Here is a 14897-nt window from a genome sequence, read left to right as displayed (position 1 = left end):
TGAAGACGACCTGCCCGCCTATGTCGGGCGCGGGTGGGTGTGCTCCGTCATCAGCAATGCGGCGGCCCCGATCCGCTTTGTCCTTGGGGACAGGGACGCAAGGCCGCTATCCAATTGTGCGAAGTGCCACGACGGCCTGCGTCGCCAGCCACGCTCGAACGTATTGCGCCGCATCAGAGGCTTGGCGGCTCGCGGGACGGCTGATCAGGTGCCGGCGCGGCGGAGGATGGCGGGTCCGCCAGCTGACCGGGGACTGGTCGAGCGACTGAGCGAGCAGGACCTGGCGGATCTTCAGCGATCCGTCGTTCCACCGAATGCTCTCGCTGAGGGCGCGACTCCGGGTCGGTGGACGAAGCGTCCCGATCCCGAGCGGGCCGGCCCGGCTCGATCGCGAGTGTGGGCGGAATCCCGGTCGTGGCGGCGCGGCGCGCATCGTCGAACGCAGCGCTCTGCGAACCTGGGACGGAGGTTCCAATTTGCGTCGATCCCTGCGGATCAATGCTCCCATACGCGCCGTGGGCATGGCGCACATCGCGCGCCACGGGACCAGCAGCTGTGAGTTGCGCAGGACCGCTCTGCGCCTGAGGCGTCAAGAGGGAACCCTCCAGAAGCCGAGAATTACCCGGAGTCGCCTGCGTTGAGCTGCCGGCATGCATTTCGCCAGCCGGCCCGGGGGCTGATGCTGTGTCAGTGCCGTCATCCAGCCGCTGACGCGCCTTCGTGGGCACGCCGTCGGCACCCAACACGCTCCGGGCCTCGGGCGGACAGAAGGTTCCGAGCATCTCGGCGATCGCGGATTTCCTCAGTGGCTTCGTGAGGTATCGGTCAAGACCGGCAGCCAGGATGGACTCGCTGTCGCCCTCCATCGCATGGGCGGTCAGGGCCACGATCGGGACGCGCGGAAGGCCGCTCTCGGCCTCGGCGGCGCGGATGGCCCGGGTCGCCTCACGCCCGTCCATTTCCGGCATCGAAATATCCATGAATATGAGGTCGGGCCGGAACCCGGACCAGTCCTCCACCGCCTCCCGACCATTGCTCGCGAAGCGCAATTCGATGTCGAAGTCGGCGACCATCTTGCGGAATACCAGTTGGTTGGTGCGGTTGTCCTCGGCGGCCAGCACGCGCATCTGCCGCAAACTGCCCGTCGTTGAACAAGATTCCGCAACGCCCGGCGGACCAGTCGTGACCTTGTCCTCGAGATAGGACAAAGCCTGAAGCGCGCGGAAAAGCTGGGCACGAAGGATCGGCTTTGGCAGCACAAACATCACGTCGGCCGGCGCCGTCGCCGACACCGTTGCGTCGCCGGACATCAGAAGGATCGGCACTTCGGCCCCGCGCGCTCTGAACGCGGAGGCGAACGAGGAAGCCTCCATCTCCGGCAGGTCGGCGTCGGCGAAGATCACGTCGAACGCCGCTCCTTCGAACTCGGAGAGCGCCTCCTCCAACCCTCCGCAGAGCGTGACATCAAGGCCGTAGGTTCGAAGCTGGCGTTCCAGGATCACCCGGTCGATCTGTGCCTCGTCGACGATCAGCGCGCGCCTCAGCAGGATGGGCCGGTCAGGCGCCTCGCTCGGCAGGTCCGGCTCGGCCGCATCGAGCGTAAGGCGGAAGCCGAAGCAAGACCCCTTGTTGAGCTCGCTGTCGACCCAGATCGTTCCACCCATGAGTTCGACAAGCTGCCGCGTGATCGCAAGGCCGAGCCCGGTGCCTTCGTATTTGCGGTTCGATTGATCCTCGACCTGATTGAACTCTCCGAAGATGTGTTCGACCAAGTCGGGCGCAACTCCGATGCCGGTGTCCTCGACAGTGACGTGCAAGTCGTAGTGCCCGTCGCCCCGTTCGATCCCAACAACGCGCGCGACGACATGCCCGCGGGAGGTGAACTTGACCGCGTTCCCGATCAGGTTCGTCAGGATCTGCCGGATCCGACCGGGATCTGCGATGTAGCGCGTCGGCAGGAACAGGTCGAAGTCGACAACGAGTTTCACGCCCTTGTCCTGTGCGAGCGGTTGAAGCAGCAGCATGACTTCGTGCAAGCAGCGTTCGAGATCGAAGGGCTCGGGATAAAGCTGCATCTTCTCGGCTTCGATCTTCGAATAGTCGAGGACATCGTTGATGATTGTCAGGAGCGCTTCGCCCGACGACTTGATCGTATCGGCGAATAGGCGCTGTTCATCGGTCAGGTCGGAGCCGCAGAGAAGCTCGGCCATGCCGACGACGCCGTTCATGGGCGTGCGGATCTCGTGGCTCATATTCGCCAGGAAGGCGGATTTGGCGCGGTTCGCAGCCTCGGCCGTCGCGCGCGCCTCCTCGAGCTCGGCCTCGCGGCGCATCGTCTCGGTAATGTCGATCGCCATCGAGACCATATCCCCTGCCTCGCCCCGGCGGTCGACGAGCTTGACGTGGCGCCCGTCGGCAAGGCACAGGACCGTCGGCGCAATGTCTTCGCGCATGATCCTTTGGGTCATGGTGTGGTGCCAGTCGGCCTGCCCGTCGCCGTCCAGATCGATCAGACCGCTGTCGCAGAATGCTCTGAGCACCGTGTCGTAGTCGGCGCCGGGCGCGATCCCGGCCGCGCCATCGAAAAGGCCGACCCAAGCACGGTTTGCCGTCACCAAGCGTAGCTCTGAATCGAAGACGGCGAAACCGTCCTCGATCGTCTCGATCGCTTCCCACAGCCGGCGTTGGGCTGTCTCTGCAAGGATCGTAGCCTGTTCAAGCTCCTGCAGTGTGCGGTTGTTCTGCCCCTTGAGCGACTCCGCCTCGCACTGCGCGTGTTGAAGGCCCAGACGCTGCTCGACGATCTGGTCCGACAGGGCGCGCGCATGTCGCGACAGCTGCGAATTCGCGGCGAAGAGTTCCCGCTTCTTCTGTTCCAGAAGGCGTTCTGCCGCGAGGCGGGCGCGCCGTTCCCTCGCCAGTTTCTCCGCGATGCTCACAACCCGCCTCCGACCCATCCGCGTGCGCCGCCCGGGCACGCGCCCGTCACCCTCACCTATCCCCGTGAACAAAGCGCTAACCCCTTCAGCGCCTTGCGAGTCGCTCCGGGCCGTGCCAGCATCCGGGCATTGCCGGAAAAGGAGCCCGAGATGCGCGCGATCCTGCCAGCGATTCTCGCCGCCGCCACGTCGCTTGTCACTCTCCCAACCGCCGCGCAGGATCGCCCGCCCATCCCGGAACGGCGCGCTGTGCTGATCGAAGATGTCGATTTCTACGGCGCAGATCTTAACGCGGTCTTCGACACGACATTCGAAGCCTGTCAGACCGCCTGCCTCGCGGAACCAGCCTGCTCGGCCTTCACCTTCAACGCGCGGTCGGGTGCCTGTTTCCCGAAATCCGGCGTTGAACGGCAGGAGCCTTATCAGGGGGCAATCTCAGGGCGCATCCTCGCGACGCCGCCAGAGGCTCTCGCGCGGGCGGAGGAACGCGCGGCCGAGTTGGGCTTCCTGCGACCCGAGGATTTCGCGGCCGCAATTTCACAGGCGCAAGGGCACGCCGCGGCGCATCTGACTGGCAATCGGGACATCGGCGCGCTTCTGGCCGAGGCCGCGGCGGCGCGCTCGGTGGGCAACATCGCCGCCGCCGAGCGCGCGACCGGCTCTGCGCTCAGCCTCTCGGACGAGGCGGGACTTTGGGCCGACTATGCCGGCCTGACCGCCGACTTGCCGGCCGAGAACGAAGGCGAAGCGCGCAATCTGGCCGAGCGCGTACAGTCGAGCGCGATCAACGCCTATCTGCGCGCCGAGAATGCAGGGTTGAGAGTGACCGCGCTCGACCTCTTGGCGGAGGCGTTCAAACGCTCGGGGCGCGGGCGCGATATGATCCCCGCGCTCAGGCTCGCGCAGTCAATACAGCCGCGGGACGACACGGCGGCGGCACTCGAGGACGCGATCGCCAAGCACGGCTTCCGCATCACTGAGACGCAGGTCGAAAGCGACAGCGCCACACCTCGGATCTGCGTGGTCTTCTCCGACGAGCTTTCCCGCGTGGGTCCCGACTACGCATCATTCACAAAGCTGCCCGAGGCGGGCCTGTCGGTAGAGGTCGACGAGCGGCAAATCTGCGTTGGCGGGGTCGAGCACGGTCGGCGATATGCGCTTACCTTCCGTGAGGGCCTGCCCGCTGCTTCGGGAGAAGTGCTCACGAGGGACGTGACAGTCACGCAGTATGTCCGCGACCGCAAGCCTGCGGTGCGCTTCCCCGGTCGGGCCTACGTCCTGCCCCGGATCGGGCAGAAGGGCATCCCTGTCGAAACCGTCAATGCTGAGACTCTGGAGCTCACTCTGCTCAGGCTGTCGGACCGCAATCTCATCCGTGCGATCCAGAGCGGCCAGTTCGGGCGGCCGCTGGATTTCTGGTCAGCGGAACACCTCCGGAATGAAGTGACCGAAACGGTCTGGACCGGCGCGGGCGAAGTCGCGACAGAGGTCAACCGCGATATGACCACGCTTCTACCGCTCGATGCAGTGATGGCCGACCTTGGCCCCGGCATCTACGTGCTTCAGGCCGCCATTCCGGGTCGCGACCCCTATGACAATCCGGCGGCGATGCAGTGGTTCGTGATCTCCGATCTCGGGTTGACGGCGATGGAAGCGAGCGACGGGCTGCACGTCTTCGTGCGCGCGCTATCCGACGCCTCGGCAGCCGAAGGGACGACGGTGACGCTTCTGTCGCGCGCAAACGCGGTCATCGGGACCGCTGAGGCCGATGCCCAAGGCTACGCGCGCTTCGCCGCTGAACAGACCGCCGGCACCGGCGGCGCAGCGCCCGCGCTCGTCACGGTAGAGCGCGGCGAGGATTTCGCGTTCCTGTCGCTGGGCGAGCCGGAATTCGACCTATCGGATCGCGGCGTCTCGGGACGCGATGCGGCCGGGCCGATCGACGTCTTCTTGACGACAGATCGCGGCGCCTACAGGGCGGGCGAAACTGTAAACGCGACCATACTCGCGCGCGACTTCAAAATGCAGGCGTTTGCCGGCTTGCCGATGACCGCGCGGCTGGTGCGACCGGATGGAATTGAGTTCTCGCGCGCGCTTGCGGAGCACGCCGGGGCAGGCGGCTTCGTCGCCACAATGCCGCTCGCTGACGGCGCCCCGCGTGGCGCCTGGCGGATCGAGACGTTCGTGGAAGAAGGAAATGTCCTCGCGTCGCAAAGCTTCCTCGTCGAAGATTTCCTGCCCGAGCGCATCGACTTCGACCTATCACTTCCCGACGGGCCGGTACGTCTCTCGGATACGCCGCTTCTATCGGTCGCTGCGCGCTATCTCTTCGGCGCGCCGGGCGCGGGGCTGGATGTTGAAGGCGACATTCGGCTGACGGCCCTGAACGTGCTGGATACCTTCCCCGGCTTTGCCTTCGGAAAGCACGATAACCCGTTTACGCCATATCGAGAGGCGCTGGCCGGTGTGAGTCAGACCGACGATGACGGCCTTGCTGAGATCCCTGTCGCGTTCCCCGCACTCGGCGAAGCCGCAAACCGGCCCCTTGAGGCCCGGATCGCGGTCCGGGTTAAGGAAGGCTCCGGCAGGCCCGTCGAGCGCGACATCACCCGGCGCATCCTGCCCGACGTACCGGTGATTGGCATCAAATCGCTTTTCGAGGGCGGCACCGTCCCACAGGGCGCGGAGGCCCAGTTCGACGTGATCGCGGTCGGTCCGGACGAGATGCGCGCAGCGCAGAACGTGCACTGGACCCTCAACCGCATCGAGACGAGCTACCAGTGGTATTCGCTCTATGGCGAATGGAACTGGGAGGTCACAACGACGCGGACCCGCGTCTCCGAAGGCGATCTGACACTGACGGCAGAGGGGGCCGAACGGATCGCGGTGCCAGTCGCTTGGGGGAACTACGAACTGGTCGTGGAAGCAAGTGACGGCGCATACACGGCGACCTCGACCCCGTTCTACGCAGGCTGGTACGTCCCCGCCGACGCAGCGCAGACCCCGGATACGCTGACCGTGGCGCTCGACAAGGACGCCTACGGGCCCGGTGACACTGCCCGGCTGAAGATCGAGCCAAGGGCCGCGGGGGTCGCGCTGGTGACGGTCTTGTCGAATCGGCTCATCGACATGAAAGCCGTACCCGTCACGGCAGGGGAAAACGTGATCGAGTTGCCGGTGACCGACGACTGGGCTGCCGGAGCCTATGTCACCGCATCGGTCGTGCGGCCTCTGGAAGAAGAAGCGGGACGGACACCGACCCGGGCGCTCGGGCTGTCCTACGCGCCGGTCGATCCCGGCGCACGGAGGCTGGCAGCGGCGTTCGAGGTCCCCGCAGAGGCCGATCCGCGCGGCCCGCTGCCCGTCGCGTTGAAGGTGGAAGGGGCTGAAGGTGACGAAGTCTTCGTCACCATCGCCGCCGTGGACGTCGGCATCCTCAACCTGACCGGGTTCGAGGCACCGGACCCGACAGGGCACTATTTCGGCCAGCGCAAGCTGGGCGTCGCGATCCGCGATCTCTACGGGAGGCTGATCGACGGCGGGACAGGCACGCTTGGCACCGTGCGTTCTGGCGGCGATGCATCTTCGGTCCCGAAGATGCAGGCGCCGCCGCCGACCGAGGAACTGGTCGCGTATTTCTCCGTGCCGCTGAAGGTGGGCGCGGACGGTTATGCGCGGACTGAGTTTCAGCTGCCGAGTTTCAACGGCACGGTGCGCCTCATGGCCGTCGTCTGGTCGAACTCCGCCGTAGGACAGGCCGAGGCAGAGGTGCTGGTTCGCGACCCGGTCGTCGTCAGCGCCTCCGTCCCGCGCTTTCTGGCACCCGGGGATGAAAGCCGGCTTCTGCTCGAGATCGTCCACGCGACCGGCCCGTCGGGCCGCATGGGACTTGATGTGGCGGCCGAGGGGCTCATGATCGACGCTGCGCCTTCCGGGTTCGACTTGGCCGAGAACGGCAAAGCGGTCTTCACCATACCCGTCGAGGCGGAGGCAGCGGAGGGTCTCGGAACGATCCGCATCGCAATGACGACGCCTGATGGCAAGCAGCTCGTGAAAGAGCTAGCGCTCCCCGTCCTGGCCAACGATCCGGAGATCGCACGCCAAAGCCGGTTCGATCTCGCTGCCGGATCGAGCTTCACGCTAGATGAAAACGCCTTCGCCGGTCTTTTGCCTGGCTCGGGCCATGCAACACTTGCGGTGGGTCCCCTGGCCCGCTTCGACGCACCGGGCCTGCTCGCGATGCTCGACGCCTATCCCTATGGCTGCACCGAGCAGCTGACGTCGAAGGCGCTGCCGCTTCTTTATTTCGAAGAGGTCGCGACAGCGATGGGCGCGGGCGGCGCGCGGGAAATGCGCGGTCGGGTCGAGGAAAGCATCGCCGAGATCCTGCTCAACCAGTCCTCGAACGGCGCGTTCGGACTCTGGCAGGCCGACGCGGGCGATCTGTGGCTCGACGCGTTCGTCACTGACTTCCTCAGCCGCGCACGGGTGCAAGGCCACGACGTACCCGACACCGCATTCCGAAACGCCGTGGACAACTTGAGGAACCAGATCAACTACGCACCCGACTTCGACGAGGGCGGCGGGGCCTATGCCTACGCGCTGATGGTGCTCGCCCGCGAAGGCGCGGCAGCGGTGGGCGATCTGCGCTACTACGCCGACGTGAAGACCGAGGCTTTCGATACGCCGATCTCGGCAGCACAGCTCGGTGCGGCGCTGGCCGCGTACGGCGATCAGCGCCGAGCGGATGCCATGTTCGCCCGGGCCGCGACTCTGCTCGCAGCGGACAAGTCAACCGAAGCGCAGATATGGCGTGCCGACTATGGCACCGACCTGCGCGACACCGCCGCGGTCCTGGCGCTCGCCTCCGAGGCGGGGTCGACTGCGGTAGACCGCGCGACGCTGGGCGACTCAGTCGCCACCGCGATGGTCGGTCAGCGGCTCTCGACGCAAGAGGCAACCTGGGCGCTGCTGGCGACCCATGCCCTGATCGACCAGCCGGGCGCCGACGGCTTCACAGTCAACAGCGAGCCCGTCACTGGCCCGCTGGTCCGAGTGCTCGACGCCGAGGCTGCTGCGCCCCAGGTCATTACCAACGGCTCGGATCGCGACGCGGTCGTGACGCTGACCACCTTCGGCGTCCCGACCGAGCCGGAACCGGCAGGCGGCAAGGGCTATACGATCGCACGGAGCTACTACACGATTGAGGGCGAATCAGCGGGCATCGCTTCGGTGAAACAGGGCACGCGTCTCGTCACCGTCATCGAAGTTACTCCACACGGCCGGGGCGAAGCGCGCCTCATCATCAACGATCCTCTGCCTGCGGGGCTGGAGATCGACAACCCGAGCCTGATCCGGGCCGGCGATATTGCCGCGCTGTCCTGGCTCGACACGGCCGAGACACGGATGACCGAGTTTCGGCAAGACCGCTTCCTCGCCGCAGTGGACTGGATCTCGGTAGATCCGTTCCGGCTTGCCTATATCGTTCGTGCAATCTCCCCCGGCACGTTCCACCAGCCCGCCGCGAGCGTCGAGGACATGTACCGCCCCGACTACCGCGCACGGACCGAGGCGGGCCGGATCACAGTGACGGAATGACCGGCCGCGTCATCGCCTTGGCCCGGTGGACCCGGCTCGACGTGCCGGGGAACGATTACTGCCGCCTGATCGCGGACACCGACGGTTGGCGGCTGACGGGAGAGGCGGTTTTCGCCGAGGACGAAAACGAAACCCAGCTCGGCTACGACATCCACTGCGATGGCCATTGGCGCACCCTGACCGCCACGATCCGCGGCCGGCGCGCCAAGGAAGAGGTCAGCTGGAAAATCGAGCAGACCGCTGGCGCATGGCGCGTGAACGGCGAAGTGCAGCCCCGGGTTTCCGGCCTTGCCGACATCGACCTGTCCTTCACACCGGCAACCAACCTGATCCCGATCCGCAGGATGAATCTTTCCGTCGGCGTGGCGAACCAGGTCATCGCTTCCTGGTTCACCTATCCCGAAGTCGGGCTACTGCCGTTGCACCAAACCTATACGCGGACGGGGGCGGGGGCATATCTATACACGTCGCCGGACCACGGCTTTTCGGCCATACTTCGAGTCCACCCGTCAGGTTTCGTCATCGACTATCCGCAGATCTGGACAGGCGAGGTGACCGATGTCTAGGCGTGTCCTTCCGTTCGTCCTCGCCGTCGCGCTTCTCGCCTATGCGGGCGCGCGTGACGCCTTTGACCTCTGGATCGCGCGGACTGATCTGCCGCCGCTCACGGTCGAAACCGGAACCGAAGTCGTGGCGCACGACGGAACGCTTCTCAAGGCCTTCACCGTGGCCGACGGCCGTTGGCGGCTCGATCCCGGCCCGGTCGACCCGTTGTTCCTCGACATGCTCATCGCCTACGAGGATCGGCGGTTCCATGACCACGTCGGCGTCGATCCCCGCGCGCTTCTGCGCGCCGGGCTGCAGGCACTTCTGAATGGCCGCATCGTGTCGGGCGGATCGACCCTTACGATGCAGGTCGCTCGGCTTCTGGAAGACAGCGGCACCGGCAGGTTTGACGGGAAGCTGCGCCAAATTCGCGTCGCGCTGGCATTGGAACGCCGGCTCACGAAGCATGAGATCCTTGGTCTTTACCTCCGCCTCGCACCCTATGGTGGAAATCTTGAAGGCATCCGGGCAGCGGCACTGTCGTGGCTCGGCAAAGAGCCGCGACGCCTCACGCCGGCCGAGGCGGCGCTTCTCATCGCGCTGCCGCAATCGCCCGAAACCCGGCGTCCCGACCGCTTTCGCGCCGCTGCATCCGAGGCGCGTGCACGGGTTCTCGCGCGTATGGTCGTCAGCGGCGTTCTCACCGAGGACCGGAGCCGCGCTGCGTTGACGGAACCGGTTCCGCAGGCCCGCCGTCCTTTCCCCGCGCTGAGCCCGCACCTTGCCAGCCGGCTTCACCGGGAGGCGCCCGACATGCGCCGCATCGCGACGACGATCGACGCACATCTCCAGCTGCGTCTCGAAGCGCTCGCATCCCGTGCTGCGAAAAACACGGCTTCGCGAAGTTCCTTGGCGATCCTTGTCGCCGACCACCGGACAGGCGAGATCCTCGCCTCCGTCGGTTCGCCCGACTGGACCGATGACCGGCGCGCGGGCTTCATTGACATGACGCGCGCGCTGCGCTCGCCCGGATCGACGCTGAAGCCATTTGTCTACGCGCTCGCGTTCGACGACGGCCTCGTCCATCCGGAAACTCTAATCGAGGACCGCCCGATCGCATTCGACACCTATGCGCCGCAGAACTTCGATCTGAGTTTCCGCGGGACCGTCTCGGTGCGCGAGGCGCTGCAGCTGTCGCTCAATATCCCGGTCGTCAGCCTGACCGAAGCGATTGGTCCCGCGCGGCTCCTCGCGGCGCTGCGGCGCGCGGGTGCCGACCCAGAGCTTCCAGGCGGGCGGCCCGGCCTTGCCGTGGCGCTTGGCGGCCTCGGCGTCACGCTTGAAGACCTCGTGCAGGGCTACGCCGCGCTCGCCCGCCTCGGCACGCCCGTCCGACTCACCGCGCGCGGCGGTGAAAGCACTGAACCATCCGCCGGACGGCTTGTCCGGCCTGAAGCCGCCTGGCTCACCGCCGATATTCTCGCGGGATTGGCGCCGCCGCCGAACGCGCCGGCGAACCGACTCGCCTACAAGACCGGCACAAGCTACGGCCACCGCGACGCCTGGGCTGTCGGCTTCGACGGGCGCCACGTCGCCGGCGTCTGGATTGGCCGCGCCGACGGCGCCTCGGTCCCCGGTGCCTTTGGCGGCGACACCGCCGCGCCGATCCTGTTCGAAACCTTCGCTCGACTGAAACCCGCGCTCGATCCGCTGCCGCCGCCGCCCCCCGCGACCCTTATCCTCCCCAACGCGCGCCTTCCCCAACCGCTGCGGCGCTTCCGCCCCCGCGACGCGCTTTTCGCCGCATCCTCGGACGGTCCCGCAATCGCCTTTCCACCCGAAGGTGCCGAAGTCGAGGCCCGCGGTGCGCTGACCCTCAAGGTCCGGGACGGAACGCCACCTTTCACCTGGCTGGCGAACGGTGTTCCCGTGGCTCTTGCCAGCCGTGCCCGCGAAACGGCGCTGCCCGTCGACGGGGCGGGCTATCTCTCGCTTTCCGTGATCGATGCGAAGGGTCGCAGCGCCACTACCTCGGTAACGTTGCGACCCTGATCATCTTCATTGTGCAAGTACCTCCGCCGGAGGCCCGGTGAGGGGGCTCGACGCCCCCGAGGCGGTCCCACGCGCGAATCAAACCCGCTCAATGGCAAGCGCGATGCCCTGGCCACCACCAATGCACATCGTGATCAGCGCCTTCTTGCCACCGATCCGCTCAAGCTCGTACATCGCCTTAATGGTGATAATCGCCCCGGTCGCGCCGATCGGATGCCCGAGCGCCACCGCGCCGCCATTTGGGTTCACCTTCGCCGTATCGAAACCCAGACCCTTCGACACTGCCAACGCCTGCGCCGCAAATGCCTCGTTCGACTCGATCACGTCGAAGTCCTCGATGCTAAGCCCGGTGCGCTTCAGCAGGTTCTTCACGGCAGGGACCGGTCCGATTCCCATGACCTCGGGCCTGACGCCAGCATGGGCATAGCCAAGGACGCGCACGCGCGCCTTCAGCCCCGCCTTGTCGGCCGCGTCCGCCCGCGCCAGAACGATCGCCCCGGCGCCGTCATTGATCCCGCTCGCATTGCCTGCAGTTACGGTACCGTCCTTTTGAAACACCGCCCTGAGCCCGGCCAGCACCTCGAGGCTCGTGGATTTCGGATGCTCGTCGGTGTCGAATACGATCGTCCCCTTGCGCGTAGTGATCTCGACCGGCGCGATCTGCTCCTTGAAGCGGCCCTCGGCGATCGCCTTGGTGGCGCGACTCTGGCTTTCGAGCGCGAAAGCGTCCTGTTCCTCACGGCTGATCTGGTGCTCCTTCGCCACGTTCTCGGCGGTCACGCCCATATGCCCGGTACCGAACGGGCAGGATAGCGCCCCGGTCATCATGTCCAATGCCTTGGTATCGCCCATCTTCTGACCCCAGCGCGCGCCCTGGAGCGCGTAGGGAGACCGGCTCATGCTCTCGGCGCCGCCGGCGAGCGCGAAGTCCGCGTCCCCCATGGAGAGCGACTGCACGCAGGATACGATCGCCTGCACGCCCGATCCGCAAAGCCGGTTGACATTCATGGCGGGCGTCTCCTCGGGCACGCCTGCCTGCATAGCGGCCACGCGGCTCAAATACATGTCGCGCGGCTCGGTGTTGATCACATGGCCGAAAGCGACATGGCCGACCTGGTCGCCCTCGACGCCCGCACGCTCGAGCGCAGCCTTCGCCGCCACGGTGGCGGTGTCGATGGGCGCCATGCCCGCGAGGCTTCCGCCGAATGTTCCAATTGCGGTGCGCGCACCCGACAAAATCACGATTTCGTCGCTCATCTCAGCCCTCCTCGATTGCGTCGTCCACTTTAGCCGCCGCGCTGCAGCGTGACCAGCGTGATCTCTGGCGGTTGCAGGATTCGGAGCGGCACGCCGGAATAGCCGATCCCGCCCGAGACGATCAGATGGCGCCCCGCCTCGCGGATATGGCCCCAAGCATAACGGCTGCCATGAGCCGATGGAGTCATCGGCCGCCAGCCGAAGAGGTTGGCCTGCCCGCCATGGGTGTGGCCTGAAACCTGGACAAACGCGCGCGGATCGCCCACGGCGAAATAGTCCGGCTCATGCGCGAGAAGGATCGCGGGCGCACCGTCAGGCACCCCGGCGAAAGCTATGTCGGGATCCTCAAAACCCTGCTTTTTCAGATGCTTGCGCGCGTGCTGGCTGTCGATGCCGACGATCCAGAATCGCCCGTTGCCGTGCTCGATGCCAAGAGAACGATTCGAGAGAAGGGCGACGGGGCTTCCCTCCAGCGCCTCGGCGACGGTATTGCGCGCAAACTCCGTCTCGCGTGACAGCGCGCAGTCCCACCAGTCGTGATTGCCGAGCACCGCTGCCATGCCGAGCGGCGCCCTCAACCGTCCGAGTTCGGCCACGATCGCGGATGCAGGAACGTGGCGGGCGGGCAGGTTGGAATCGGCAATGAAATCACCCGGCAGAAGGATCAGGTCGGGCCGGAGCGCGTTCACCTGGTTCACGATCCGCCGCAACGCGGCAAGAGACGTCCAAGGGCGGCAGACATGCAGGTCCGACACGACTGCAATTCTAAGATCCGGAAGAGTCCAGCGCGCATCGGCGATACGATGGCGCACGATACGCGGGACGCTGAACATCGTGACGGGTGCGAAGCCGCGATCGATTGGCCCCACCTGCACCGTTTCTTCCATCAACGCCTCCAAACGATCCCGGAGATAAAGCACCGATCCCTCCGCAATGGCAATCGCACCGCCCGAGCCGGCTCTGCCGAAGCAGGACCGGCGAGACATGACGTGCGCGCGAGACGCGCGCTCTGCCTGGTCACGCCGATCAGCGCAGGGGCGGAATTTCGAGCCGCCCCTCTCCGGCCAGGAGCCAGGCCCGTCCATCCTCGATCACGACAGCGCTCAGCGCCCGGCCGTAGCCCGCGCCGGTATCGATATTCACGCGGTTGCCGTAGTGGGTGACGGCCTCTATCGGGGTGTGCCCATGGACGATAAGTGCGCCATGGTCGCGCGTATCGTTCAGGAATTCGTCCCTGATCCACAGCAGGTCGTCTTCCGCCTGCTCTGCAAGTGGCACGCCGGGCCTAATACCTGCATGGACGAAGACGACGCCGTCCGCCACCCAATAGATCGGAAGATCGCGCAGGAAAGCGGCGTGACGCTCGGGCACCGCAGCGTGCGTCGTCTCGTGGATGTCGAACAGCGTACGCTCGCCGGCCGCCTCCACGCCGTACGAGGCCAGCGTTGCCGCGCCGCCAAGATTTGGCGACACCCAGTGCAGATGCGCCCTTAGGCCCGGATCGTGGTTGTCCGGGTCCGCCAGAAACAGCTCGAACATGCGGTCGTGATTGCCCTTCAGCACGACCCAGTTTTCGCCGGCTTCCTGGCCCCGGATCAGATGCTCGATCACGCCGCGGCTGTCGGGCCCGCGGTCCACGAGATCGCCAATGTGGACGACCGGCGCACCCGTGTCACCCACGCGCTCACGATCCGCGGCGATCCGCTGATGCGCGGCAGCGAGCTTGTCGAGATGGCCGTGGACGTCGCCTACCGCGTATATCCGCATGAGTGCCCCTTCGCAAAACCGCGCGGACCGTATCGTGGTGCACAGGCACGCGCAACCGAAGCATCGGGCTCAGGCGATACGCAGTTCGGGATCGGGCAGGAAGGCATAGGAATGGGTGTTTACGTCGCCGCTCCAACGCCAGAGCGCCAGGACACCCTCGGGGCCGGTGCGGAACGCGTGCGGCATGCGGCTCGGATGATGGATGTAGTCGCCCGGCCGACGGATGCGAATGTCGTCACCCGCCGTCCAGAGCGCCTCGCCGGCAAGGATCACATAGGTCTCGTCGGCATCGTGGTTGTGCAGCGCATAGTAGCTGTCGGGGCGCTGGTAGAAGAGGCCAAGCCGATGATCCGGCGAAGGGATCGGCCCCTCTGGCCCCATGAGCGTCGTGACTGCGCAGATCGCGGCGGCCTCGCCGCTCATCCGGTCGGCCACGGGGTTGGTGCCCCATGGAATGTAGACCTGCGCGCAGAGCGCAGCGACGGCAGCCGGATGATCGGAGGTCGCGAGCAGCCCGCGGATCAGCATATCAAGGGCGCACGGGGGCTGCACAGTGAACGCCTCCGGCGCGGGCGTGGTCAGCAGTGTTTGGGCCGTCCGATCCGCCGCGTCGCGCCCTTCGGCGCGGTAGACGTCGGCAAGCGAGTCCAGAAGCGCGTCGAAAACGGGCGGGTGCATCGCAGTCGTCCCTTTCCGAGAGGAAACCGGACACTGCTATGCACCCTGAACCCCTGCCGA

8 protein-coding genes are annotated in these 14897 nt (G+C 66.3%); 3 read left to right on the top strand and 5 right to left on the bottom strand.

The window, feature by feature from the left end:
- Positions 1–173: 173 nt before the first annotated feature.
- The gene (locus tag DEA8626_RS15410) at positions 174–2939 is read right to left on the bottom strand and encodes a response regulator (RefSeq protein WP_181366470.1); all 2766 of its coding nucleotides are present in this window, start codon (positions 2937–2939) and stop codon (positions 174–176) included.
- A 150-nt stretch (positions 2940–3089) separates the two neighbouring features.
- Between DEA8626_RS15410 and DEA8626_RS15405 the strand changes: the two genes are divergently transcribed.
- From DEA8626_RS15405 to pbpC, 3 genes are read left to right on the top strand one after another with little or no spacing between them, the layout of a single operon-like run.
- Positions 3090–8537: an alpha-2-macroglobulin family protein gene (locus tag DEA8626_RS15405; RefSeq protein WP_108854137.1), complete on the top strand. Its 5448-nt coding sequence runs from the start codon at positions 3090–3092 to the stop codon at positions 8535–8537.
- Positions 8534–9103, top strand: a complete 570-nt coding sequence (locus DEA8626_RS15400; protein WP_108854136.1) for a putative glycolipid-binding domain-containing protein — start codon at positions 8534–8536, stop codon at positions 9101–9103. Before DEA8626_RS15405 ends, DEA8626_RS15400 begins: the two co-directional genes overlap by 4 nt.
- Positions 9096–11135 carry a penicillin-binding protein 1C gene (gene pbpC / locus DEA8626_RS15395; protein ID WP_108854135.1) on the top strand — a complete coding sequence of 680 codons (2040 nt, stop codon included), beginning with the start codon at positions 9096–9098 and terminating at the stop codon, positions 11133–11135. Before DEA8626_RS15400 ends, pbpC begins: the two co-directional genes overlap by 8 nt.
- Positions 11136–11213: 78 nt before the next feature.
- On the opposite strand, the gene DEA8626_RS15390 is transcribed toward pbpC, so the two are convergent.
- The 4 genes from DEA8626_RS15390 to DEA8626_RS15375 form a co-directional block, all read right to left on the bottom strand.
- Entirely contained in the window at positions 11214–12392 is a 1179-nt protein-coding gene (locus tag DEA8626_RS15390) for an acetyl-CoA C-acyltransferase family protein (protein WP_108854134.1), read from the bottom strand.
- A 29-nt stretch (positions 12393–12421) separates the two neighbouring features.
- A complete protein-coding gene (locus tag DEA8626_RS15385; protein ID WP_181366469.1) occupies positions 12422–13279 on the bottom strand; it encodes a metallophosphoesterase in 858 nt (285 codons plus the stop codon).
- Between the two features lie 139 nt (positions 13280–13418).
- Positions 13419–14159, bottom strand: a complete 741-nt coding sequence (locus DEA8626_RS15380) for a metallophosphoesterase (RefSeq protein WP_108854132.1) — start codon at positions 14157–14159, stop codon at positions 13419–13421.
- Positions 14160–14228: 69 nt separating this feature from the next.
- Positions 14229–14837, bottom strand: a complete 609-nt coding sequence (locus DEA8626_RS15375; protein WP_108854131.1) for a dimethylsulfonioproprionate lyase family protein — start codon at positions 14835–14837, stop codon at positions 14229–14231.
- Positions 14838–14897: the final 60 nt, after the last annotated feature.

Source organism: Defluviimonas aquaemixtae (assembly GCF_900302475.1).
Classification (GTDB): Bacteria; Pseudomonadota; Alphaproteobacteria; order Rhodobacterales; family Rhodobacteraceae; genus Albidovulum; species Albidovulum aquaemixtae.
This window is presented reverse-complemented; position numbering and strand designations above follow the sequence as displayed.